This is a genomic window from Bradyrhizobium sp. UFLA05-89, assembly GCF_059803475.1.
The window spans coordinates 108,740-132,835 of sequence record NZ_JBANBA010000010.1; the positions used below are offsets into that span (position 1 = coordinate 108,740).

Consider the following 24,096-nt stretch of genomic DNA (forward strand, 5'->3'; position numbering starts at 1 on the left):
GAGTAGGTAGCCTATTTTAGAGGTGAAGGAAACGTCTCTTGCAGTCCCGCGGAACCGCTTTGAATCTGGCCATCGCGCGATGCTAACCAAATTTGACACGACGGACCGGCCATCGCAACGTTTAGGCGCGACAGGGTTGAGCAAGTGACTCGGCATTTGCCGTTGCAACAAATGAGATTTGAGGGTGTCAATTTCCGTTTGGGCCCAACTAATGCTGCAAGGGGGCGACACCTGCGATCGTGCGTGTAAACAGAGCGAGGTTGTCGGGGGAGGCCGATGGCGCGGCCAAGCAACAGGTTCGCTGGCGATTGGCCTGTGTCGATGCGATCCGCGACGAGCTTGCAAGATCGCGGCAAGGTACTGATGGCGAGGGCTAGACGAACTTGCTCGCCTGGAAGGCACTGCAGGATCTGGATAGAATCGAAAGGATACATACGGATGTCGCGGGAGCCTGTGCTCAACGAGCTGCGCGATCTCTTCGCGTCCGCGCTGCGGCTTCATAGGTATCGGCGATGCGTGCCCGGAAAACGAGTTGATCGAATTCGTTCAAGGCCCGTTCTCGCCCCGCCGCGCCAAGTCTTTTCGCCAGCGCGGGCTCGTTAAGAATACGATTTAGCGCCCGTGACAAAGCTTGCGGATCATTTGGAGGGACAGTCAACGCTTCCAGCTCATGTCGTGCAACTAGAGGAACAGTAGTGGCTAAATTGGTATTGACAATGGGTAAGCCTGTGGCCATCGCCTCAACTTGGACAATTCCGAACGCCTCGGCCTCGGTGACAGATGGAAATGCAAAAACCTGCGCTGAATAGAAAATCTGCCGAATCTCGTCGCGGGTCACGCGGCCTGCAAAATGGATTCGATCGGAAACGCCATGTACGCTAGCCAACTGCTGCAATTCTGCCAGCGATGGACCTTCGCCGACAATAGTGGCGTGACCGTCAATGGTTCGCATTGCGCGGATCAGCACATCGTATCCCTTGTAAGCGACAAGACGGCCCACTGCCACGATATGGCGCGGTCGCTGTCGCCGAAGCTCATCGACGGCCGCGCGCTCCCCGGCATTCGACGTGTGCCAAAAGTCTAGATCCATGCCGTATGGAAGAACGGTGCATTTCCCGGCGTGAGGCTTTAGAAATTCCGAATTTTCGATCATCGGATGCCCCGATACTACTATTCTGTCAGCTCGGGCTAGCACGCGGCCGATAAGCGGTGCGACAAGCCGTTTGAGAAACGGGTAGCCAATGATGTCGGCGTGCCAATAAACGATAAGTGCAACGTTTCTGGGTAAGCCAACCAGGATTGCTATATCGTTCAATGGGTAGGGGGCATGGTGAATGACAATATCGGTCGATCGGACGCGCCTTAAGAACATAGGAATATAGTTCGGTGCGAGCGGCGTCGAAAATAGCGTGCCAAGCGATGCCACTGCTTCGACCGGGATGCCCTCTAGTTGGTATCGGTGTCCCAAGCCGAAGCGGCGCGCGGTCAGAATTGAATGACTAACATTCGGATCCGACGCATGCGCGAGACTGGACATCACCGCGGGTATGCCGCCCTCGATGTCTGGTCGATAGACTTTGTAGGCGTGAAGTATACGCAAGGGTGTTGGTCGTATTCGTTCTCTGCAGTGGGCTAATATTGAGCCGGCGGATGCCGGTCATACATTTCGAAGGTTGCTCGTTCGGCCCTTGAGCTGCGACTCTCTTGAAGCGTATGTTCTGCTTTGGTGTATTGCGATTATTCGTGACGGTTGAAGGATTGAAAGCCGTGTCGCTTTATAAGTTCGTCGCGTTCAGCAAGTTTCAGGTCTTCACGCATCATCTCGCTTACAAGATCGCGGAATGAGGTCTTTGGTGCCCAACCAAGCTTCTGCCTGGCCTTAGAAGCATCCCCAAGCAGCGTCTCGACTTCCGTCGGCCGAAAATAGCGCGGATCAATTGTGATGATGCATTCGCCGGTTTCGCTATTGTAGCCTTTTTCGTCCGCCCCGCCGCCCTCCCAGCGGATCTTGATGCCGACCTCCTCGGCAGCAAGATCGATGAAATCGCGCACCGAGTGCTGCTCGCCGGTCGCAATCACGTAGTCCTCGGGCGTTTCCTGTTGCAGCATCAGCCACTGCATCTCGACGTAATCTCGCGCGTGGCCCCAATCACGCTTCGCTCCGAGATTGCCAAGATACAGGCGTTCTTGAAGACCAAGCTTAATACGTGCCAAAGCACGTGTAATCTTGCGTGTGACGAATGTCTCTCCTCGCAACGGAGATTCGTGATTGAACAAGATTCCGTTGCAGGCATAGATGCCATAGGCCTCGCGATAGTTTACCGTGATCCAGTAGGCATAAAGCTTGGCGACTGCGTAAGGCGAGCGCGGATAGAACGGGGTGGTTTCTTTTTGTGGCATTTCTTGGACGAGACCGTAAAGTTCTGACGTGGACGCTTGATAAAATCGCGCCTTCTTTTCCATTCCCAAAATACGCATTGCTTCGAGAATGCGCAGCGGACCAAGCGCGTCGGAATTCGCTGTGTACTCCGGTTCTTCGAAAGACACGCCGACGTGGCTCTGGGCCGCCAGATTGTAAATCTCATCCGGCTGCACGTCCTCTACAATACGAATTAGGCTCGAGGAATCCGTAAGGTCACCATGATGCAGGGTGAAATCAAACCCCTTCTCGTGTGGGTCATGGTATAGATGATCAATTCGATCGGTATTGATCAGCGACGTCCGGCGCTTGATGCCATGAACCGAATAGCCCTTGGTCAGTAGCAATTCGGCGAGATAAGCGCCGTCTTGACCGGTAGTGCCGGTGATCAATGCAGTCTTTTTTGACATGAGAGAAGGGCTCTTATTGCAGGCGAGGACATTTCGCCGGCGGGAAGCGTGGCTCAAGTGGAGATGAAGCTGGAAGTCCGTTTTTCGGCCTTTTAGGATAGATCGACGGTCGAATCAATGTCGGTCAGACCGGTTTCGGAACCGGCGCCAGAGGTTGATAAGATTTGTCCTCATCTCGGGCGCAATTCGGCCATTCCAATGTAAGGCAGCCTTCATCACTATGATCATCATGTACAGGTCGAACCTGCGCGGTGATCCTGATCGATCGAGTTTCTCTTCGACGACGGCATGAGTATAATTCCATAACCAGCGATCGGGCACTTTGCCGAATAGCGTTTTGTGCACGTCATTGATTTCAGCATGCACCTTAACGCGAGATCCTAGCGTCTTATTCTCAGCGTACAGTCGCGAACCGGCCAATTTCTCTTCCACATAGGCGAAGTGGACACCGACCTTTGCCAATCTCAGCCAGTACTCATAGTCCATACAAAAACGGAGCTTTTCATTGAGAAAACCATGCTGATCGACAACGCGCCTACGAAAGAATGTTGCGGGTTGACAAATGAAACACGTGTCCATGAGGCGTGGAAAGTCCCAGGGTTCGGTAGGATAGGCCTCGAAGGCGTAATCGCTGAGGTCGATGTGGTCAGCCATGCCGTAGACCACATCGACGTCCGGGTGGGTTTCGAAGAATGCGACAACGTGCGCAATCGCGCCCGGGTAATAGACGTCGTCCGAATTCAGCCATCCGATGATTTCGCCGTCGGTGGCGCGGATTCCCTTGTTGACCGCGTCAGTCTGTCCTCTGTCTTTTTCCGAGACCCATTTGACGCCGTGGCCGAAACACCTCAGCACATCGATAGTGTCATCGGTGCTTCCGCCATCGAATACGACATGTTCGATCTCCGCGCCGGACTGTGTGGCGACGCTCTCGAGCGTGCGCTGAATGAATTGCCCTTGATTGAAGGAAGGGGTCACGACGCTAACTTTCATGTGAGTATCTTTTCTGGAAACAGCATCATGCTCTGACCATCAGAGCTTGCGATCGTACATTTGGTTAGCATAGCCGAAAGCTCCCGCTGATCGTCGCCAAGCGCAGTCAGCGCAGGAACGAAGCAAACAGAAAAATCGATGTCAAAGTATCCACCCGCTAAAGGAAGTTGAATTGAGACGGCCCCATGGTGACCCCGCAGTACAGTGACCTCACCCTTTGTGTTGCTATCTTGCCGGACGCGCGCAGTCACCCTGGAGATCGGCGCCCAGTTAGGAAGAGTTATTTCGACGCTTAGGGTACGCGCATGCTCTGAAGGCACAACCTGCAACTTTACGTTTGGGCCCACCCAGCCGTCCTCATGCGCCCCCAATAGAATGTTGGATCGGATTCCCTTACGTTTGGCCTGCTCAAAAATTTCCCAGTATTGTTGGGCCATTAGTCGTGAATTTGAGAATTCGGTTGCGCGTAAGTTGCCAACCTGCACCAACCGAGCGGCAAGCTCCTTATCTTGAGCGAGAGAGAGGATCGCTTTGGCGATGTCTTCAGGGACGCGCGGATTGAACAGGATCGCTGCGTCTCCCACTACTTCCGGCAGCGAAGTGACGTCACTACATGCGACGGGCACACCGGTCGCCATGGCCTCGACGACGGGCAGGCCGAAACCTTCGTAGAGTGACGGAAAGATCACTCCGCAACTATTCGTAATCAGCGCCAGAAGTTCGGCGCTGGCGAGATAACCCGGAAACAGAACATGGTTTTCCAACCCAAGGCGGCGCGCCGCCTGCTTTAGCCATTGTTGCCGGGCACCCGGCGCGCCCGTGCAGACGAGACGAATATCGTCGGCGAGCCCTGCGCGGCGCGCTAGTCCGAACGCCGTCAGCAGCATCTCGTGATTCTTGTGCTTCCAGAAATTCGCAGGGTAGATCAGATATTTCGCCGCTACGAGTTGGAGCCGGTCTAGGACTGTATCATCCCGCGGCGCATTGCGCAGACTGTGCTGAGAAATGTGCAGGTGGATAGTCTTGATGTCGGTCGGGTCGAGCTTTCCTTCGGCGATTGCCGCATCTCGCGAGAAATCGGAAATGGCGACCAGTGTGGTGGACCTGCGTGCGGCCTCGGCGAAGGTGCGGTCACGGTGCGCGACATCTTCCGCCGTAAAGAATTCTGGATAGGCTTTATACTGCAGATCGTAGATGACGCAGACCGTTGGAACATTCGGCTCAAAATAGGTTGGTGCGGTAAACGGGCAAAACAGCAAATCTACATTGAGATCCCGCAACAGGGACCGCGAACGTCCGCGCTTTGACAGTGTCAGCAAGGAATGTCCAAGTCGACCAACCAGGCGTCTTAGTCGCTCCGGCGAATGAGCCAAAACGCGGGAAAATATTCTTGTCCCGAGGGACCGCAAAGCCGGTGGCGTGCCGGCGTCGAGAATCATCAAACGCCGGACATTCGCGCTATCGAGGGTTGCGAGTTCTTCGTGGGCTGCGGCCTGAGTTAGCAGTACGAACTGGGTTTGAGGCGCGAGCTCTGCGAGACGGCGCAACAGTTCAAGTACGAATACCTTGGCGCCACCGTTTTCCCCGCCTGGAAGGACCGGTGTCAGATCGACCACGATAGTTCGCAATTGATTGGTGGGGCAGAGAGTCAAATCCAGTCTTCCTCTTGTCAGCGCCTGCTTACCCGGAATCGGGCAAGCCACTTAGGGTGAGTTAATTTCCAGAGACGACTGTTGAAAATCCGGCCAATCACGGCATCTCGCTCCTTGATCGTCGCATCTCTCTCCTTGATCGTGGCATCTCTCTCCTTGATCAGGGCATCTCTCTCTTTGATCAGGGCATCTCTCTCTTGGATGAACCGTTCGAGCTTGTGCATCGCCTCAAGACGTTGTTCCGCGTCGGTCCTTGCACGAAGCAACGGGAACGTTTCAAATTCGTCGAACACGTTTGGTGGGCTGGCGAAATGCTTTTTCAAGTCCGCGTGTTCGTGGGCCAGATAAAAGCGGTTTACACCGTCGAAGTACACAAACGAATAATTGGCGCTGAGAACGCGAGGTTCCCATTCCATATGAGACTCGATCCGGGTCTGCGGGATCGTTGCCTCGATCAAGATGACGATCGGACGATATTGCCGGAGATCGAGCCCCTTCAGAACTTCGGCTTCCCATCCCTCAACATCAATCTTGAGAAAATCGATGTCGCGTCCCGGGCAGTGAAGCTTCAGCAGATCCGTTAGCGGCGCCACGGCGACGGTTCGCGTTGAACCCGGCACGCCAGTGTTTTGGGCTTTGTCCTGGACCCGAGAATCGAAGGACGACAATTCCCCGACATCGGGTTCGAAGAATTGTGCTTCTGAGGTGGTGGCGCCAGCGCCACAATGCAGATTAGTATCGCGTGGTCGCTCCGCGGCCAAACGCTCGAAGAGTTGCTTGTTGGGTTCGATATTCAGCCCGGTCCAACCGAGATCGTAGAACCACTTGGTGACGCTCAGGTTCACCGGATCAGCGGCGCCGACATCCACGTAGAACCCCGTTTTGCGGCCGGCAAATACTCGCGCCAGCATCACGTCTTCAAAATTTTGTGCGTACGAGATCAAGCTTTGGTCCCTGGTCTAGAGATCGATATCCACGCCATCGTGGCTTTTTCTCTGCAACCTTGAGGGGAATACATCAAGTATCAAAAACTTGTTTGATGGGTCCGTGTGGCGCCGAGATCATTTGGTCACAGCTCATATTGTGGTCGGACGACGAACGGCAACTAGATCTGGTTTGACGCGGCCCGTGCAAGGCCGGCTGGAGCCATCAACCGGGTTGCTATTGTCGTTATGCCTCACTTCGATGATTAGCACATAGATCGTTTAATCCGAATCTCGGTGTCATTGAAACTCCACGTAAATAAGCAGCGGGTTTGACATGAAACACGAGACGCTGATCGTAATTCACGACCGCCATCTTCCTTGCAAACCACAATTGCAATCGCAGATTTCCTCGCAAATCTTGCACCAGTTCCACAAGGTAAATGTTGACGATGCCGCCGGATCTTGAACTGGAACGATCATTAGATCCAAGAAGACAAACAAGCCGGCCCGCGGGCACATTTGTTGATTAGTTCAAGACGACATCCCGCGTTGGGTCGTGAGCTTTCAGTTTCAGAAACTTTATTGTTTCGGGGGAATGCTTCGCCCTGGCAGGCAGCAGCTCCTTGAAGGTCAGCCCAAGGGCTTGACGCTTCGCTCAATTCCGAAATCCCTCATGCGCAGAATCATCGGTCTAACATCACCGTTGGTAGGCATCGTTCCACCGACGGGAACGTCGATTGTGATGCTGATCGAACTCTTGCCGGCGGTTGCGTCGATGGGAATTCTGATTTCGCCTGGCGGGATCTCAGTTGTGTGAGCGCCGGCGCTATCTGAGATAGTAACACGAAACTCTTGAACCTCCGGCGGCGCCCGCGGACCAGGTTGGATGTTGGCGAAGAGGGTGGCCGGACCTGTCCTTCCCGTCACAACCAGAAAGGCAGTTTTTGCGCCGCCCAGCCAGATCCCTCCGGGCTCAATGCCATTGGGATTGATCACGTCGGCAAGCACGGTCCAGCCGCCGTCGTCGATTTCCCAAAGGCTGTAGGTCTCGCCGTCCCAGATCCGCCGCGCGCCCCAGAGGGGGGCGCGGATCGTGTCGTTACGGTCTGTGATGATGTAACGGATTGCGGTCGGGTCCACAGGCTTTGCTCGTTCCATGAACGGGATAACGTGGGCCTGCGCCATGTAGATCCGATACGGCGCGATCAGGAGGGGCATCTCGGACAGGTAGAACACGGCCCATTCATTCCCGACGTCGTCGCGTACGGCCAGCAAGGTGGGTGCATGCTGCACTAGACCGCTGATCGTCTCCGCTTCGCGATAGGCCTTTTGCTGAAGTGCGTTATGCGTGAAGTGGATCACATTGGCCTGCACGACGGTGCGTTCCGCCACCACGACAAGCAGGAAGGCGGTGATGACGGCTGTGATTTCGACACGCAGCGGCAGTCGTGGCTTTGCGAATTCAGCTAGGCAGATCCCGCCACCGACGGCAAAAAAGCCAATTATCCAGAAATTGACGCTGATGATCTTGTAAGCGGCATAGCTGTAGTGCTCGCCAACGGCGAAATGAAGGAAGATCGCTGCCACGGTCGCCAAGGCAAGGATAGCCCCCCAACGCGTGCGTTCGACCCAGGCACCGAGCAGCGTCACGGCGCTGAGTAGGGCGCCAATTATCCACGGTAGTGCGATCCAGCGGCGTTGGGCGTATTCGCCACCCAGCGCCCACACGGTGTCTGGAAGTCGACTCAACGCCAAAAGCCCTTGGAAATAGCCATCACCCGGCCGGATCGCCGCCAGCGTCGTCGAATACTGGCTTTTCAGCATGTTCATCAACGCGTCCAGGCCGGGCCACGTCAAAAGCACGAAAACCGGGACGGCAATGCAGCACACCAACAGGGTCCGGCCAATTACCAAACGGAGTGAGGTGCCAGGCGTGATGATAAAAGCCATTGCGATTACCAAACCGATAAACGCTAGTTCGACATAAGCGAGCACGGCGGCTGCACTGAGCACACCGATCAGCGCACTCGCGCCCCACAGGTTGATGTTGCCGCCGGCGCGAAGCGCTAGTGCGGCGATCAGCGGCAGCAGGGGCAATAGCAGAAGCTGATCGAAATTGCCGGCAAAGACGATATTGGCAGGCCAGCCCGCTCCTGCCAGAAGGGCCAGGCCGAGTGCGGCTTCGGTACGTCCGAAGCTAGTACGGGCAAAGCCGATCAGAGCGCTGGTGTTGGCGAACAGCAGCAGCAGGCAGAACGGCGCCATGACCTGATCGGCCTTGACGCCAAGCCCGAGAGAAAGGTGCGCCAGAATGGCGGATGAGGCGTTGCGGGTATTCATCAAATGCGAGGCGTATTGATGCAAGGGCGACAGCCCGCCTTCGGCGCCCCGGGCCACGGCCGACAGATAGTCGGCGACCATAATGTAAGACCACGGGTCGGCTGTGGTCGAATTGACGAAATCGCCGAGGCCATACCGCAGGGTCGCGGGCATTATGAGCAGCGGCAGTAGGGCCGCGGTAGCCCAGAGCCACAGCCGGTCCGGTCGTGTGTCCACGCCATTCGCTACGACGCGCCGGTTGACTGAGAGCCGCAACGCCCCGCCGAGGACGGCGAGCAGCAGGGTGGCGATCCAGACCGGACCGAAGATGCTTTTCAGCGGAACCGACGCCCACGCCGCGCCAGACAGCACAATGATCCACAATGCAAGGGTCGCTGCCGGTCCGGCGAACAGCGCGCCCGACCAGCGATGCCGGCCATGTCCTGCGAGATGCAAGAGCGCGTACCCCGGCCATATCATCACGAGAAAAGCCACCAACGCGATCAATGCGGAGGGCAATGGCTGGAACAGGATGGTGTTGAGCATAGGGATTCGGGTCAGTTTCGGAAGGCGTCTTAGACCACACTATGGGGAATTGGAAGCGACCGGGGTGAACAAACTGCTTTCGGAGCGCGAATGGTCGACGCGTTCCGACAGGTCGGTTACCGAACGGATCGAAGGCTCATAACGCATGTTCAGTGCTCGAGCAGGGTTGGCGTCCATTGTATTGTTCGCTATCAGCAACACTTACCGAGCGAACAGAGAAGCAGCCTGTTTCGTCGGCAAACATTTCGATTTCTGCTTTCGGACAGCGGGCCAATGCGCGCATTTTATGTTTCGGCCGGCATTCAATTCGCGTCCATTCTCTTTCTTGGATTGCCGATCGCCTTAGCTCTCATCGCTAGCGACCGGTCCCGGTACGCGTCGGGCTGGCTCTTATTGTCTCCGGCATTAGGGGCAACTGTCTATTTGAGTGCCGGGACCATTCTGCACAGCTTCGGTCTTAAGTCGGCTGCGGTATTCTGGGGCATAGTCGGTCTGGCGGCTATTTGTTTGGTCCTCCTGCCGGGGCTTGCGAGACGCCCTCCTTTCCACGTTTTGCTCAGTGGCATCGGCCTCTGTTTCGTCGGCGCCACCTTGGCAATTGCCGTGAATTCGGCCGATCTGCTCTTCGCAGGCCTCGATTATTTCCCGCTAACGAACGACGACACATTTTCCTATCTGGGGCTTATCGATCAGTTGAGAAGCGTCGGCTGGATTGAGCCCCGGATGTCCTATCCGGCGGGGTTTTCCCCACTGATTGACCATGCTGAGACAGTGCGCGCACCATCCGCTATCCTTACCGCCGACTTTGCTGACATCCTCGGGTTGAATACTCATTCCGCGTTTTTTCTGTCACAGCGTATCGCGCTCCCGATGATTGCTTTGGGCGCCACGTCAATCGTGATGCTCGTGACGCGCAGCTTGACCGCCTCGGCACTCTGTTTTGCGTCCTTGATCTTTGGCAACGTGTTGCTGCACCAGATATTGCAACAGTTCAATTCCAGTACCATGGGCGCCGTAGTTGCGCCCGTAATTATCGCGGCCGCGATCTGGGCGTTTCGCGCGGAGCGAAGCGAAAACGAGATGATCGCGGGTTGCGCATTGGCGGGATGGGCCTGTGGGGCGATGGCGATCACATCAATGGAGGCCCATCCATTTTACCTTGTGGTGTTCGGCGCTATCGCAATCGTTCCTATTGTTAGCAGTCAGCGCTGGATGCCGACGTTCAAAGGGGCCGCCGCATTTACTGCATTGTATCTGGCTTCGTCGTTTCCCCTGATCTTGAACGTGTGGCCAGCCCTTATTGGTCAGTTTTTGAGCGCCGGGCATGGACATCCCGGAGATTGGATTGCTGCATCTGGATTTTTGATGCAAGCGGCGGGGGTGACACTAACCACCGCTGATAGTTTGACGGCCTATCCTCTTATTCCGCGCCTCGCCGCGCTCGCCATGTTGGGGGCGGTCATCGTCTCGATCATCGTGTTAGCTTGGAGCGCAAAAAGGGCGGACAATACTGAAGCCGTAATACGGAGCGACCTTCTTGCGCTGTTCATCCTTGCCCTCTTGGTGGCGGTCTTTCAGGCAATTCTCTACGTTCGCGGATTGGGTTACGGCCTGCTTAAAATCACGGACTATTTCGTATTCGTTGGGGCAATTATCGTCCCTGTCGCAGCATTTCAAATCAGGCTGACGAAGTACAAGATCGTGGGCGGTATGCTGGTCTGTCTGATCGGGGCCTATTGCATCATCGCATTCATTGAAAAAGAAAAGGTCCTGAGGCTCTACCGCGACAGAACCGCCCTCATGCCGTTGCCACCTGCTTATCAACTGGATCCGCATTCTGCACGCGCCACGGTGTATCCCGACCTGAGCGCCGAGCCGTTAAACTTGTTCCTGTATCAGAACCGGTATGGGCCAAACAGGGTTGCGTTTCGCGCTTCGGAGACGACACGGTTCAGCCCCCTTGGCCCGCCGGATGCAGCCGCATCGAGAAAAATCGCCAGGCTTTTCCGCGTTGGAGCGTTGGGGGCCACCGTTGCCGATATCACCTATTCGCTTAATCCGTCCTCGATTGTGTTGGCCACCGCGCCTTTGGAAGGACAGGCTCATCTTGTCCTTCCTGATTCTCACTGGCTTGCACCGTCAGGCGGTAGCACGGTTGATTTGCTGTGGCGTTGGCTAAGTGTATCTGGCAGATTTGTGCTCTATGGGCCGTTGGCTCAGGGCCAAAGATCTCTTGAAGTCCATCTGGCTGCTGGCCCAGACCTCCGTCCGGACAATCGAATCGAACTCTATATTTCAGGCAAGCTTCTCCTGAGCCTCCGTTCGAGCGAATTGCCGCGCCAAATTGCCGTCGCCTTGCCGGCCCTTTCGGGAATTGAGAACGAAGGCGAAATACGAATCGTTGGGCAGGTAGGCGGAATTCATCAACTCTCCGTTTCGATGTTGACTAGCGTTGTTCGCTGAAGGCGCGAGATAACGCTTTGAAAGAGGAAAACCATGCAGCCAAAAACTCTAGTCTAGCTGGGAAGCCGTTATGGAGCATTTTCCGATCGAGATATGGCCGGATTTCAAACTTAGTGCTAGGTACGGGCGTCGCGAGGGCTCTCAATAGATGTTTCTTATCTGGTTATTCGCGAAGGTATTGGCGGCGATTTGGCTTCTCGGATTGGCCGGTGGCTTCGTGGCCATGCAATTTTCGGACAGGCGGAAGTTTGTGCTTCTGCTCGCGCCCGCCTGCGGCTTGCTGACGCTTCCGATCCTAGTGACCTTAATTTACTCAACGGACAGGTTTTCGTTCCTACTTTCCGCTGTGATAGCGCTCGTCCTTTGCAGTGCGGCTACAATCTTCAGCGGGATTAAATGGCGGCCGTCGTGCGAAGACGCTTACACGTCGATCGCGCTTGTGATTTTGGTCGGAGCGGCGGCAACTTGCCTGTTTTGTGCTTCTACGATCACCGCTGGGTCGCCGGCCATTCTTTATATCGACGGGTCTGATCATGGTGGCTACGCTCAGGCCGCAGACTGGTTGCTCTCTCATGCGTTCGGTCAGCAGCCAATCGTCAATCCCGAGCATCCATATGAAAGCTGGCCCGCCTTGATCTTCACGAACGATTACCGGTATAGCGCCTTCGTCGCGCTCGCGCTTACGGCCATGCTTAGCCAGACCTCCGGCTTGTTCGCTTACGATCCGGCTTGTGCCGTCGCCTTCTCGGTCGCCTGTCTGTCGATCGCAGCGGCATTTGCTCGATCAAAGACATCTATCGTCGGGCTTTCGCTTTTTTTGCTTACGACCGCGTGGTTCGAGCTTGGCCGAGACGGTTACTTTGGAAAATTGCTGGCTTTTCCGTCGTGTCTATTCTTGCTCGGCTTGTTTATGACGTCATCTCGTGAAATGACGCCGCAAAAGCTGGCCCTTCTCGTTGTCCTTACGGTGGGTGTTGCCACTCTGCACACCGGCGTGGGGACAGGACTCCTCTTCGGTGCGATCGCGGGTTTATTTATTTGCGTCGATGTCTTTTTTAGGATCGGCGAGCGTCAATCTTCACATGCGGCACCTATTATCTGGCTCGCAGCAATCACGCTTGTTGCGTTCGCCAGTGGCGGAATGTTTTCCCGGCCTGTCATAATGCCTAGTACGCCGCCAGGCTTCTTTATTAGCTGGCCTGCACTCTTGCCTCATCTTCTCGAGATTCAAAACCCAACGCGGAACTATCTCACGATTTCGGAAGCCTGGCTTTATGTCGGTTCAGCAGCAGCCCTTTCGTTGCACGTCGCGTTGGCTGCAATAGCGGTTCTGAGAAAAAATGCGATCGCGGTGGCGTTGACCGCCGGTCCACTGCTTGTCTTCCTTGCAATGACTTTACTGGATGCCGCGGGCTTCGGTTCGGCCCGATTTGCCGCCTACCAGTTTATCGGCATCCTCGGCAGTTTCGGCTTCTGTGGTCTGGCTTGGTTGGTCGACTCTGATGTGGATCGCAGACCAGCTCGAGACTTGTCGATCCTTGTGACGATATGGGCCGTCTTGCTCATCGTGCGCGCGCCACGAACGTTGGGTTCGCTTAGTACTTATGTTCTCAACCCGCCGGCAACTCAAATATTCAAGAAGGTCGACTTCGACTTCATCGCTGCAGCGGCAGGGTCGGCCCCGCTATTGGCCGATCTTCACGACGACCTAAATGTGATTGCTGTGTTGGTCGAGCTCGGACGGCGAGGAACCGACCTGCAGTGGTCGCCTGCCGGGTGGGATCTGGCCGTAAACTTTCGAAAATGGATTCATCCCGACTATGCAATAGCACCGGCGCTGGTTCTGGACGATAAACGTAGCACAGTCGATTCGGCGCGGGTTATCTACGAGACAACTCAATTCCGGCTCGTCAAACCCTTGCTCTAATTTCGGAATGGGCCCCGCCGCGCCAAAGATGGCGAGTATGGCAATAGGTCAGTCACCGTTTGCGAATGGTGATATGAGGGTTCACTTGACAGTCGCTCTTCGCTATCATGGGCATTCGATTGCCTCTCGGACCGGCGGTGGCTGTGAGGTCGCGTTGGATTGTGTTCTCATGGGGCCACTGAATGTCGATTTTGCCTTTGTTGAAGCCCGGCGCTCCCCAGGTCGAATTGTCGATCGTCGTTCCGGTGTACAAGGAAGCCGGCAATATTCGGCCGTTCCTGGAGCGTTCCGAGGCCGTGATGGCCAAGATGGGCGTCAGCTACGAGATCATTTTCGCGCTTGATCCGTCGCCCGACGACACCGAGGCGGTGATCCTATGCGAGATCGAGCGCAATCCGGCTGTCAAGCTGATTCTGTTTTCCCGGCGGTTTGGCCAGCCGGCTGCGACGATGGCGGGCATCCTGAATTGCACCGGAGAAAAGTGCGTTGTCATAGACGTTGACCTTCAAGACCAGCCTGAAGTTATCGAAAAGCTCTACGACAAGATGGCCGAGGGCTATGAAGTAGTCTATGCGATGCGCGCCTCGCGCGAAGGCGAGACGCTGATTAAGCGAGCGGTGTCGTACTTCGGCTATACGGTCATCAACCGCCTGAGCGATGTCGAGATTCCACGTAATACTGGCGATTTCCGCATTATGTCGCGGCGAGTTATCGAAGAACTCCGACGCCTATCCGAATCCCATGGGTTCCTCCGCGGCATGGTCGCATTCGTCGGCTTCAAACAAGCGGCTGTACTCTACAACCGGGATGCACGTTTGAGCGGAACCGGCAATTACAACCGTCTGATCGGATCGCTGCGGATCGGGGTCAATGGCTTGGTAGGGTTCAGCAGCCGTCCGTTGCAGATGATGTCGATGGCCGGCTTTATCGTCGCCGCGATCAGCTTCGCGATCGGATTATGGTATTTGTTTCAAAAACTTATGGGCTTTGACCTGACGCCGGGCTTGCCCACAACTGTGCTGGTCGTTTCGTTCTTTTCGGGGGTGCAACTGCTGGCGTTGGGCGTCGTAGGCGAGTACATCGGTCGTATTTACGATGAAACCAAGCACCGGCCGATGTATATCGTAGATCGTAAGGTCAACTTTGCCGATTCGGTCCGCCAATCGACCGCTCCCGTGCTTAGCGGAGTTGGGCGCAGTGCCGCGAGCGATTGCGAGTGACGATGAACGACATGACTTTTCCTCCGGTCTCACCCGGGGAAGCTCCCCCTGTGTGGAACGGGGGCGCTTTCATCCGCTCCGGAAGATCGATGCGGGTTCTCGCTTACGAAGTTGGTGAATCCGGTTGGTCGGACGAACTAACAGAACTGCACGAAAGCGCCACGGAATCGGGCGCCCACTTCATCGATGTCGCGTCGCGCGGTCACGCAATCGATGAACTCAAGCGAACCCTCGGCGGAAGGCGCGCCTCTATTATGGAAGTCGGCTGTTCGGCGGGTCATTTGCTTGCGGACATCAGGCGCAGTCTGCCCAATGTAACGCTCAGCGGCGGTGACTATACGCTTGGAACCCTCATCAAGCTCGGGGAGAAGATGCCGGACATTCCGCTTATCAGGTTCAATCTCGCCAACAGCCCGCTGCCGTCCGACAATTACGACGCGATGGTTCTGCTGAATGTCCTGGAGCACATCGAAGACGATATCGCAGCGACGACGCATATCGCGCGCATGTTGAAGCCCGGCGGCGTCGCGGTGATTGAAGTGCCGGCCGGGCCGGAATTGTTTGATGACTACGACCGGCAGCTGCAGCACTTTCGCCGATATACCTTACAAGGCATATGCAGCGTCGTCGAGCATGCCGGTCTTGTCGTCGAACGGCGGAACTATCTGGGCGCGCTGATATACCCGGCGTTCTACCTTGCCAAGCGGTTATCGCAGCGCCGGCCGAAGTCGGCTTCCGAGCGCGAAGCGCATGTGGCTAATGCGATTGGCGCGACGTCGCGCTTCAATGCAATCGGTCACGCGGTCATGTCACTGGAAGAGGCCATGGCGCGCGTCGTTACGTTTCCCCGCGGGATTCGTTGCGTGGTGACAGCCCGAAAGCGCCCGTGATGCAATCGGGAATTGCCCATGAATTCTGGCGGCTGGCGCGTTTTTCCACGGTGGGTGCGGTTGCAACGGTGGTTCATGTCGGGGTTGCGATGTTGGCGGTTGCGGCCGCGGGTACCAATCCAACGGTTGGCGCGGTGATCGGCTTTGTTGCCGCATTCGCGGTATCGTACTTCGGTCATTTTCGATTTTCGTTTGCGGTGCCCGGGCGCTATCGCGACTATTTCCTGAAGTTTGCCGTCAGCTCGCTGGCGTCTTTCCTTCTTAGTACGATGGCGGTATGGGTGACCACCGCAATCCTCGGGATCGACTACAAGCCGGCGCTGGTTGCGCTCGTAATCATCGTGCCGGTTTGCAACTATCTTATGAACAGGTTCTGGGTATTTCTCGAGCCTGAAGACGGCTCTAACCGTTCCCTCGAGATTGTCACCCCGGAATAGGGACGCTTGCATATGCGTTGTTTCGTCACCGGAGCCGCCGGCTTCATTGGTAGCAGTCTGGTCGATCGGCTTCTTGCCGCCGGTCACAGTGTGGTTGGCTACGACAATTTTTCCACCGGCCAGCGCCGCTTCCTCGAAAACGCTGTGATGTCGTCGCAATTCCGTCTGGTCGAAGCGGATCTCCTCAACACCCAGGCATTGAGAGCCGCGATTGTTGGGGCCGACATGGTATTCCACCTCGCAGCCAACGCCGATGTTCGCTTCGGCACGCATCACCCGTTCAAGGATATCGAACAGAACACCATTGCGACCTACAACGTGCTCGAGGCTATGCGTGCCCACGGCATCAAGAGGATCGCGTTTTCTTCGACCGGTTCGGTCTATGGCGAGGCGACTGTGTTTCCGACCCCCGAGAATGCGCCATTCCCGGTGCAGACCTCGCTCTACGGCAACTCCAAGGTCGCCGCAGAGGGCTTGATCTCGTCTTATTGCGAAGGCTTTGGCTTCCAGGGCTTCATTTTCCGGTTCGTTTCGATTTTGGGCGAACGCTATACCCACGGTCACGTCTTCGATTTCTATCAGAAGCTGCGGGCCGATCCATCGCGGCTCAAGGTGCTTGGCAACGGCAAGCAGCGCAAATCTTATCTCTACATTCAGGACTGCATCGACGCGATCATGATCGCAATCGAGCGCGCCACCGACCGAGTCAACATCTTCAATCTCGGCCAGGACGAATATTGCGAAGTCAATCAGTCGATCGGCTGGATATGCAAACGTCTGCAACTGAAACCAAAATTGGAATATGCCGGCGGCGAGCGCGGCTGGATCGGCGACAATCCATTCATCTTTCTTGACTGCGGCCGGATACGCGCGCTGGGCTGGTCACCGAAGTTGTCAATCCAGAATGGGGTAATCAACACGCTGGAATATCTGATCGCTAACCCATGGGTTATCGAGGCACGATCATGAAGGTCTGTGTTTATGGCCTGTGGCATCTCGGAACGGTGACGGCAGCATGTTTGGCATCGCGAGGGATTGCGACGGTGGGCCTCGCGGGGACGGTGGAGGCGGCGTCCGAGCTTAATGCGGGCAAGGCGCCATTGTTTGAGCCCGGCCTTGACGCTCTACTGACACAAGGTTTGCAGGACGGTGCGCTGCGCTTCACTCATGACATCGCCGCTGCAGTCTCGTCGGCCGACCTGGTCTGGGTCAATTTCGATACCCCGGTTGACGATGATGACGTTGCGGACGTCAGTTACGTACTCGATCGCGTGCGGTTGACGTTTCCGTATCTGAGAGACAGCTCTGTCGTCCTGGTCTCCTCGCAGGTCCCGGTGGGAAGCACGGCGCTGCTGGAGAATGAATTTGCGACAGTCGCAAATGGTCGCAAAGTCTCGTTTAGCTATTCGCCGGAAAATCTCCGACTCGGTGATGCGATCCGGGTTTTCACCGAGCCCGAGCGCATCATCATCGGTATTCGCGGCGAAGATGCGCGCAAGGTGATCGAGCCGGCGCTCAAGCCATTCTGCCAGACGCTGCTATGGATGCGGGTTGAATCCGCCGAGATGGTAAAGCACGCATTGAATTCATACCTCGCCACCTGCGTCACCTTCACCAATGAGATCGCAAGCATCTGCGAGAGCGTTGCCGCCGACATGAGTGAAGTCGAGGCTGCGCTTCGGCTAGACCCGCGCATTGGAAAGAAAGCCTATGTTCGGCCCGGCTCGGCCTTCGGCGGCGGCACCCTGGCGCGTGACGTCCAGTACCTGAAGGCCATCGCCAAAGATCGCAATACCCGAGTTCCCGTATTGGCCGCCGTGCTGGAAAGCAACGACCATCACAAGGGATGGGTCGTTCGTCATCTGCGCGGGCAGCTCGGCACGCTTGCCGGCAGAAAGATCGGCGTCCTTGGATTAGCCTACAAGGCAGGCACCGACGCCATTAGAAGATCCGTCGCGATCGAGGTTATCGAGGAGCTGATTGCCGAAGGCGCGGACGTTACGGCGTTCGATCCAAAAGTCGCGACATTACCCGAGCCCTTGAATTCAACGCTCACGATCGTCGGTTCGGCCGACATGGTGTTTAAGGGCAGCGAAGCGGTTGTCTTGGCTACGGAATGGCCGGAGTTTCGCGAACTCGACTTCGTGGCACTGGTTCCGGACATGAAGAGGGCGTTACTGATTGATCAGAACGCATTTGTCGCCAAGCAGTTGTCCAGCCTATCCACGCTTGACTACATTGTCGCGGGCAAGGTTCGATGAAGCTAAGCGGCCGCTTTGCGCTGATCACTGGGGCCAGCCAGGGGCTGGGGGCCGAGATCGCCCGACACTTTGTGACGAACGGCGCCAGCGTGTTATTGTGCGCACGCAGCGCGGACAAGCTTGCGGAACAGCAGCAGATGCTCGCGCCGCTGCTCGCTTCCGGCGCGCGTGTCGTAACTGTTGTCGGCGATGTCGGCGAGGCGAAAGATGTCGACCTGATATTCGAAAAGCTCCGCGCGGAATTTCCGCGTCTGGATATTCTTGTAAACAATGCCGGCATCTACGGCCCGATGGGTAACATCGAGGATGTCGACTGGGACGAATGGGTCGACGCCGTCAGGATCAACCTGCTCGGCGTCGTCTATGTTTCCCGTGCGGCCCTGCCGCAATTTCGCGCGCAGCGCTATGGTAAAATCATCAACATCTCCGGGGGCGGTGCGACGAATCCAATGCCGGCGATCACGGCCTATGCGGCATCGAAGGCGGGGGTCGTGCGATTCACCGAGTCGCTGGCGCTCGAATGCAAGAATGATAGAATCGACGTAAACGCGATCGCTCCTGGCGCGCTGGTCACGCACATGATGGACCAGCTTCTCGAAGCCGGACCGGAGAAGGTCGGACAACAATTTTTCGACCGGATGAAAAGGATTGCGGATGAAGGCGGTACGCCGCTTGATGTCGGCGCGGCACTTTGCGTCTTTCTCGGGTCGTCCGAGAGCGACGGCATCACCGGCAAGCTGATCGCCGCGCAATGGGATCGCTGGGAAGACTGGCCGAAGCATCTGGATGAGCTTAACGCCAGCGACGTCTACACGTTGCGGCGGATTACCGGTCGCGACCGGAACAAGCAATGGGGCGACCGTTGAGCGGTCAGGCAGGTGTGGCGATCGTTGGCTGCGGGCTAATCGGCCAAAAGCGGGCGAAGGCGCTCGGCGGGGGGCGTCTCGTCGTCTGTGCCGACATAGCGCAAGATCGAGCCGACCGGCTGGCAGCCACGGTGCCGGGCTGCAAGGCGGTGACTGACTGGAAGCTGGCGGTCGCCGATCCAGCGGTCTCCATCGTCATCATCTCGACATTGCACGATACGCTCGCCAAAATCGCCAAGGGCGCGGCGGCCGCCGGCAAGCACGTCCTGATAGAAAAGCCAGCGGCCCGCCGCGCAGCCGAGCTGGCGGGGCTCGCCGAAACGGCTGCCGCGAATGGGAGCCTGGTGCGGGTCGGGTTCAATCATCGCTATCACCGCGCCCTGCAGAAGGCCCATGATCTTGTGACCTCAGGCGCGCTCGGCCCCCTTATGTTTCTGCGCGCGCGATACGGCCATGGTGGTCGGGTGGGTTACGACCGCGAATGGCGATCTGATCCAGTCAGATCGGGAGGCGGCGAGCTGATCGACCAGGGGCCGCATCTGATCGATCTGGCCCGTTGGTTTCTTGGGGATTTCGTCGAAGTCGATGGTTTCGCGACGGCCTATTTCTGGGATATGCCGGTCGACGACAATGGTTTCCTGCTACTAAAGACTGCAGAGAAGAAAGTTGCTTTTCTTCACGCCAGCTGCACCGAGTGGAAAAATACCTTCTCTTTCGAGATCTACGGACGGGATGGGAAGATCGACCTCAATGGCCTCGGCGGCAGCTACGGCACCGAGCGGCTGACATATTACAAGATGCTTCCGGAGATGGGCCCGCCCGAAACGACGATATGGGAATATCCGATGGCGGATAATTCGTGGGATACCGAGTTTGCGGAATTTCTAGAAGATATCAGGCTGAAGCGCTCGCCGTCCGCCGGCTTACACGACGCTATCGAGGCGCTGACCATTATCGAAAAAATCTACAGGATGTCCGGATATGATCACCACGCGTAGCCCGCTTCGCATTAGTCTTGGCGGTGGCGGCACCGATTTGCCCTCCTATTACCGCGAGCACGGCGGCTTCCTGATTGCGGGAGCCATCAACAAGTACGTCTATGTCAACGTCATGCGGCCGTTCACAGAAGGAATTTACCTCAAATATTCCCACCTTGAGCATGTCAGCGCGATTGACGAGGTCCAGCACCCGATCATCCGCGAAGCGATTCGGATGCTCGGCTTCAAAACGCCGCAGGTCGAAATCACGACGCTTGCAGACATTCCGTCTGGCACGGGGCTTGGGTCATCGGGAAGCTTCACCACGGCACTGCTGAAGGCGCTCTATGTACACCGGATGCGCCAGATCGAGCCGAAGGAGTTGGCGGAGTTCGCTTGCGAAATCGAGATCGATCGCCTCGGGGAGCCCGTTGGCAAGCAGGATCAGTATATCGCCGCGTGCGGCGGACTGACCTGCTTCACCTTCCATCCCAACGACCGCGTCGATGTAGAGCCGTTGAAGATCTCGATCGATACGAGATTTGATCTTGAAGACAACCTGCTGCTTTTCTTCACTGGATTCTCGCGCAGCGCCGGGTCTATCCTAAAGGATCAGAACACCAAGACCAAGAGCAGCGACAGGGACATGATCGCCAACTTACATTTCGTCAAGGAGCTTGGACTGAAAAGCAAAGCGCTTCTTGAATCTGGTAAGACGACGGAGTTTGGCGCGTTGATGCATGAGCATTGGGAGCACAAGAAGCGCCGGTCTGGCGGCATGAGTAATCCGCAGATCGACCAGTGGTACGACCTTGGCATGAAGAACGGCGCCGCGGGCGGCAAACTTGTCGGCGCCGGCGGCGGCGGATTCCTGCTGTTCTACGCCAATGACCGCAACAAGTTGCGCCACGCGATGGCTGCGGCCGGACTTGAGGAGGTCCGCTTCGCCTTTGACTTCGAGGGTACGAAGGTGCTGTTCTCATGAAGCTGCCAGTGGCCATCCTTGCGGGAGGCTTGGCTACGCGACTCCATCCCATCACGGAAACTATTCCTAAGGCGCTGGTGGACGTTGCTGGTACGCCGTTTATCTTGCGGCAACTTGATTATCTGCGCCGGCAAGGCATCGGCCGCGTCGTGCTGTGCGTGGGCTTTCTAGGAGAGCAGATCGAAGCCGTCGTCGGCGACGGCTCGACCAGTGGGCTGTCGGTATCATATTCGCAGGACTGGCCCGATTTGATGGGAACCGGCGGTGCGCTGAAGCAGGCCCTCCCGCTTCTGGACACCCAATTTTTGGTCCTGTATGGAGACTCGTATCTTCCAATCGATTTTGCCTCCGTTGAACGGGGCTTTCTCGCCAGCGGGAAGCCTGCGCTGATGACGGTGCAACACAATGCGGACAGGTGGGATAAGAGTAACGTTTTGTTTCGGGACAACATCATTGTGGAGTACAACAAGCGGGCACCTACGTCTCAGATGAGGCATATTGATTATGGCCTCGGAGCCATGTCGGCGCAGGTTCTCGTAGACGAAAATGCGACAGAACCGTTCGATCTCGCTGATATTTATCACCGACTATCGCTGTCGGGACAACTCGCGGGTTATGAAGTTCGCGAGCGGTTTTACGAGATCGGCTCACACAAGGGACTCGCCGAAGCGGTGGACTATTTTAAGGGCAGGGCAAACTGATGGATTACGCGAAACAGCATATGCGTGAATCGATCCAGATCATCGAAAAAATGGATGTGGCACCGATTGAGAGGATGGCGGACCTACTGGCGCAGGTGAAAGCGGACGGCGGACGGGTCTTCTTCCTCGGCGTCGGCGGGAGCGCGGGCAACTGCTCTCATGCCGTGAATGACTTCCGCAAGATCGTCGGCATCGAATGCTACGCGCCGACTGACAATGTGTCGGAACTCACCGCGCGCACCAATGACGAGGGCTGGGCCACGATCTTCGTTGAGTGGCTGAAGATCAGCAAGTTGCTGGCCAAGGATGCAATTTTCATTTTCTCCGTCGGCGGCGGCAATCTTGACAAGAACATCAGTCCCAATCTCGTGATGGCTTTGCAGCATGCAAAAGCCGTCGGAGCCAAAATCATGGGCGTCGTTGGGCGCGACGGCGGCTACACCGCCCAGGTCGCCGACGCGTGCGTGATTGTGCCGACCGTGAACTCGGAAAACGTCACGCCACATTCCGAAGCATTTCAGGCGGTGGTCTGGCATTTGTTGGTCTCGCACCCGAAGCTGAAGGCGAATCAGACGAAGTGGGAGTCGGCGACCGGGACGATGAGCTCGGCCAGATGAAATCGAGGGCGATCTTTCTTGATCGTGATGGTGTGCTGAATCACCCTGTGATCCGCGAGGGTAAATCCTACCCTCCGTCGCGCGTCGAGGATGTCGAACTCTATCCCGGGCTGCGCGATCAGCTTCAGCGCTTAAAGGATCGCGGCTTCGTCCTGATCGTTGTCACGAACCAACCCGATGTAGCTCGGGGCACGACGCTGCGAGAAACGGTCGAAGGTATCAATCGCCTGATTGCACGTGAAATTCCGGCAATCGATCGCTTCATCGTTTGCTTCCACGACAACGACGACGGCTGCGATTGTAGGAAACCCCGGCCAGGAATGCTGCTGACCGGTGCCGCTGAATTCAACATTGATCTTTCGTGCAGCTACATGGTCGGCGACCGTCGCAGCGATGTTGAGGCAGGCATCGCCGCGGGCAGCCGAACCATCTTCATCGATCGTGCCTACCGAGAACAGCCGCCCACCCAATACGACCACAGAGTTTCTTCGACACTTGAGGCTCTGACGATCATAGAGAGCGAGAGCGAACATGAAAAAAGTTGAAGAGCTGAGCGTCAAGATCTTCGCCGACGGCGCCGACAAGGCGGGCATGTTGGAGATGTATGCAAAGCCATTCATCAAAGGTCTGACGACCAATCCGACCTTGATGCGCAAGGCAGGGATCACCGACTACAAGGCCTTCTCGCTCGATATTCTCAAAGCCATTCCCGACAGGCCGATCTCTCTCGAAGTGTTCTCTGACGAATTCGAGGATATGGAGCGTCAAGCGCTAGAGATCGCGAGTTGGGGCGAGAATGTGTATGTCAAAATTCCCGTGATGAACACCAAGCGGGAAACGAGCTACAAGTTGATCGGAAAGCTGGCCGCCAAGAAGGTCAAGCTAAATGTCACCGCGCTGATGACCTTGACCCAGGTGCGCGACGTCGTCGCGGCACTCGATCCGAATGTACCGAGCTATGTGTCGGTGTTTGCCGGCCGTGTCGCCGATACGGGGCAGGATCCCCTGCCGATGATGGCAGCAGCGGTCGAACTGCTGAAGGTCGCGCCAGCTTCCGAACTGATCTGGGCGAGCCCGCGCGAACTTCTGAACATTTTCCATGCCGAGTCGATCGGGTGTCAGGTCATTACCGTGACCAATGATATTCTTAAGAAGCTCTCGCTGGTCGGTAAGAATCTCGACGATTATTCGCTCGAGACAGTGAAGATGTTCGCCGACGACGCCATCGGCGCTGGCTTCAAGCTCTAGACTAGCCCGCATTTCTCAGCGCATCGGGCTTCGAATCAGCGAAAGTTGTTGTGCCCCAACGACTTTCGCAACGATTCAAGAAAGCCCCAATGCAGACGGATCGAACAAACCCAGAGAAAGCCGATTCCGCGGTGAGTGGAGCCGCGCCTCTCCCGTTTCAAGGTAATCCTCCGCTGGGGGCCGCCTTGTCAGGTGGACCGTTGTGTTGAGAACTGTCCTTATGGACAGGCATACTCACA

General features: G+C 56.6%; 20 protein-coding genes. 14 read left to right on the forward strand and 6 right to left on the reverse strand.

What is annotated here, in order from left to right; all coding sequences use genetic code 11:
• Positions 1-457: 457 nt before the first annotated feature.
• The 6 genes from SO139_RS08225 to SO139_RS08250 all read right to left on the reverse strand — a co-directional run bounded on the left by SO139_RS08225 (position 458) and on the right by SO139_RS08250 (position 9,265).
• The gene (locus SO139_RS08225; protein WP_498539920.1) at positions 458-1,600 is read right to left on the reverse strand and encodes a glycosyltransferase; all 1,143 of its coding nucleotides are present in this window, start codon (positions 1,598-1,600) and stop codon (positions 458-460) included.
• Between the two features lie 137 nt (positions 1,601-1,737).
• Entirely contained in the window at positions 1,738-2,829 is a 1,092-nt protein-coding gene (gene gmd, locus SO139_RS08230; RefSeq protein WP_498539921.1) for a GDP-mannose 4,6-dehydratase, read from the reverse strand.
• Between the two features lie 114 nt (positions 2,830-2,943).
• The gene (locus SO139_RS08235) at positions 2,944-3,822 is read right to left on the reverse strand and encodes a glycosyltransferase family 2 protein (protein WP_498539922.1); all 879 of its coding nucleotides are present in this window, start codon (positions 3,820-3,822) and stop codon (positions 2,944-2,946) included.
• Positions 3,819-5,438, reverse strand: a complete 1,620-nt coding sequence (locus SO139_RS08240) for a glycosyltransferase family 4 protein (protein ID WP_498539923.1) — start codon at positions 5,436-5,438, stop codon at positions 3,819-3,821. The genes SO139_RS08235 and SO139_RS08240 overlap by 4 nt, the downstream gene beginning before the upstream one ends.
• Positions 5,439-5,491: 53 nt before the next feature.
• Positions 5,492-6,418, reverse strand: coding sequence for an FkbM family methyltransferase (locus tag SO139_RS08245; RefSeq protein ID WP_498539924.1), 927 nt, complete (start codon positions 6,416-6,418; stop codon positions 5,492-5,494).
• Between the two features lie 612 nt (positions 6,419-7,030).
• Positions 7,031-9,265 carry a hypothetical protein gene (locus SO139_RS08250; protein ID WP_498539925.1) on the reverse strand — a complete coding sequence of 745 codons (2,235 nt, stop codon included), beginning with the start codon at positions 9,263-9,265 and terminating at the stop codon, positions 7,031-7,033.
• 90 nt (positions 9,266-9,355) lie between these two features.
• Here SO139_RS08250 and SO139_RS08255 point away from each other — a divergent pair, with 90 nt between their 5' ends.
• The 14 genes from SO139_RS08255 to SO139_RS08320 all read left to right on the forward strand — a co-directional run bounded on the left by SO139_RS08255 (position 9,356) and on the right by SO139_RS08320 (position 23,857).
• A complete protein-coding gene (locus SO139_RS08255) occupies positions 9,356-11,728 on the forward strand; it encodes a hypothetical protein (protein ID WP_498539926.1) in 2,373 nt (790 codons plus the stop codon).
• A 148-nt stretch (positions 11,729-11,876) separates the two neighbouring features.
• Positions 11,877-13,655, forward strand: a complete 1,779-nt coding sequence (locus tag SO139_RS08260; RefSeq protein ID WP_498539927.1) for a hypothetical protein — start codon at positions 11,877-11,879, stop codon at positions 13,653-13,655.
• Positions 13,656-13,837: 182 nt separating this feature from the next.
• A complete protein-coding gene (locus tag SO139_RS08265) occupies positions 13,838-14,875 on the forward strand; it encodes a glycosyltransferase family 2 protein (RefSeq protein WP_498539928.1) in 1,038 nt (345 codons plus the stop codon).
• An 89-nt stretch (positions 14,876-14,964) separates the two neighbouring features.
• The gene (locus tag SO139_RS08270) at positions 14,965-15,765 is read left to right on the forward strand and encodes a class I SAM-dependent methyltransferase (protein WP_498539929.1); all 801 of its coding nucleotides are present in this window, start codon (positions 14,965-14,967) and stop codon (positions 15,763-15,765) included.
• Positions 15,765-16,202, forward strand: a complete 438-nt coding sequence (locus SO139_RS08275) for a GtrA family protein (RefSeq protein WP_498539930.1) — start codon at positions 15,765-15,767, stop codon at positions 16,200-16,202. The genes SO139_RS08270 and SO139_RS08275 overlap by 1 nt, the downstream gene beginning before the upstream one ends.
• A gap of 12 nt (positions 16,203-16,214) precedes the next feature.
• On the forward strand, positions 16,215-17,171 hold the full coding sequence (locus tag SO139_RS08280; RefSeq protein WP_498539931.1) for an NAD-dependent epimerase/dehydratase family protein: 957 nt from the start codon (positions 16,215-16,217) through the stop codon (positions 17,169-17,171).
• Positions 17,168-18,463, forward strand: a complete 1,296-nt coding sequence (locus SO139_RS08285; protein WP_498539932.1) for a nucleotide sugar dehydrogenase — start codon at positions 17,168-17,170, stop codon at positions 18,461-18,463. The genes SO139_RS08280 and SO139_RS08285 overlap by 4 nt, the downstream gene beginning before the upstream one ends.
• Complete coding sequence (locus SO139_RS08290) at positions 18,460-19,329, forward strand: SDR family NAD(P)-dependent oxidoreductase (protein ID WP_498539933.1); 870 nt, start codon at positions 18,460-18,462, stop codon at positions 19,327-19,329. The genes SO139_RS08285 and SO139_RS08290 overlap by 4 nt, the downstream gene beginning before the upstream one ends.
• Positions 19,326-20,327 carry a Gfo/Idh/MocA family protein gene (locus tag SO139_RS08295; RefSeq protein WP_498539934.1) on the forward strand — a complete coding sequence of 334 codons (1,002 nt, stop codon included), beginning with the start codon at positions 19,326-19,328 and terminating at the stop codon, positions 20,325-20,327. The genes SO139_RS08290 and SO139_RS08295 overlap by 4 nt, the downstream gene beginning before the upstream one ends.
• Entirely contained in the window at positions 20,311-21,291 is a 981-nt protein-coding gene (locus SO139_RS08300) for a GHMP family kinase ATP-binding protein (protein ID WP_498539935.1), read from the forward strand. Before SO139_RS08295 ends, SO139_RS08300 begins: the two co-directional genes overlap by 17 nt.
• The gene (locus SO139_RS08305; protein ID WP_498539936.1) at positions 21,288-21,992 is read left to right on the forward strand and encodes a nucleotidyltransferase family protein; all 705 of its coding nucleotides are present in this window, start codon (positions 21,288-21,290) and stop codon (positions 21,990-21,992) included. The genes SO139_RS08300 and SO139_RS08305 overlap by 4 nt, the downstream gene beginning before the upstream one ends.
• Positions 21,992-22,609, forward strand: a complete 618-nt coding sequence (locus SO139_RS08310; protein WP_498539937.1) for an SIS domain-containing protein — start codon at positions 21,992-21,994, stop codon at positions 22,607-22,609. The genes SO139_RS08305 and SO139_RS08310 overlap by 1 nt, the downstream gene beginning before the upstream one ends.
• Positions 22,606-23,154, forward strand: coding sequence for a D-glycero-alpha-D-manno-heptose-1,7-bisphosphate 7-phosphatase (locus tag SO139_RS08315; RefSeq protein WP_498539938.1), 549 nt, complete (start codon positions 22,606-22,608; stop codon positions 23,152-23,154). Before SO139_RS08310 ends, SO139_RS08315 begins: the two co-directional genes overlap by 4 nt.
• Positions 23,141-23,857: a transaldolase gene (locus tag SO139_RS08320; protein ID WP_498539939.1), complete on the forward strand. Its 717-nt coding sequence runs from the start codon at positions 23,141-23,143 to the stop codon at positions 23,855-23,857. Before SO139_RS08315 ends, SO139_RS08320 begins: the two co-directional genes overlap by 14 nt.
• The last annotated feature ends 239 nt before the right edge of the window (positions 23,858-24,096 follow it).

Coding starts and splice junctions, on each gene's coding strand:
- gmd (WP_498539921.1), bottom strand. CDS start 2,829: ATGTCAAAAAAGACTGCATTGATCACCGGCACTACCGGTCAAGACGGC.
- SO139_RS08235 (WP_498539922.1), bottom strand. CDS start 3,822: ATGAAAGTTAGCGTCGTGACCCCTTCCTTCAATCAAGGGCAATTCATT.
- SO139_RS08250 (WP_498539925.1), bottom strand. CDS start 9,265: ATGCTCAACACCATCCTGTTCCAGCCATTGCCCTCCGCATTGATCGCG.
- SO139_RS08255 (WP_498539926.1), top strand. CDS start 9,356: ATGGTCGACGCGTTCCGACAGGTCGGTTACCGAACGGATCGAAGGCTC.
- SO139_RS08260 (WP_498539927.1), top strand. CDS start 11,877: ATGTTTCTTATCTGGTTATTCGCGAAGGTATTGGCGGCGATTTGGCTT.
- SO139_RS08265 (WP_498539928.1), top strand. CDS start 13,838: ATGTCGATTTTGCCTTTGTTGAAGCCCGGCGCTCCCCAGGTCGAATTG.
- SO139_RS08270 (WP_498539929.1), top strand. CDS start 14,965: ATGCGGGTTCTCGCTTACGAAGTTGGTGAATCCGGTTGGTCGGACGAA.
- SO139_RS08275 (WP_498539930.1), top strand. CDS start 15,765: ATGCAATCGGGAATTGCCCATGAATTCTGGCGGCTGGCGCGTTTTTCC.
- SO139_RS08280 (WP_498539931.1), top strand. CDS start 16,215: ATGCGTTGTTTCGTCACCGGAGCCGCCGGCTTCATTGGTAGCAGTCTG.
- SO139_RS08285 (WP_498539932.1), top strand. CDS start 17,168: ATGAAGGTCTGTGTTTATGGCCTGTGGCATCTCGGAACGGTGACGGCA.
- SO139_RS08290 (WP_498539933.1), top strand. CDS start 18,460: ATGAAGCTAAGCGGCCGCTTTGCGCTGATCACTGGGGCCAGCCAGGGG.
- SO139_RS08300 (WP_498539935.1), top strand. CDS start 20,311: ATGATCACCACGCGTAGCCCGCTTCGCATTAGTCTTGGCGGTGGCGGC.
- SO139_RS08305 (WP_498539936.1), top strand. CDS start 21,288: ATGAAGCTGCCAGTGGCCATCCTTGCGGGAGGCTTGGCTACGCGACTC.
- SO139_RS08310 (WP_498539937.1), top strand. CDS start 21,992: ATGGATTACGCGAAACAGCATATGCGTGAATCGATCCAGATCATCGAA.
- SO139_RS08315 (WP_498539938.1), top strand. CDS start 22,606: ATGAAATCGAGGGCGATCTTTCTTGATCGTGATGGTGTGCTGAATCAC.
- SO139_RS08320 (WP_498539939.1), top strand. CDS start 23,141: ATGAAAAAAGTTGAAGAGCTGAGCGTCAAGATCTTCGCCGACGGCGCC.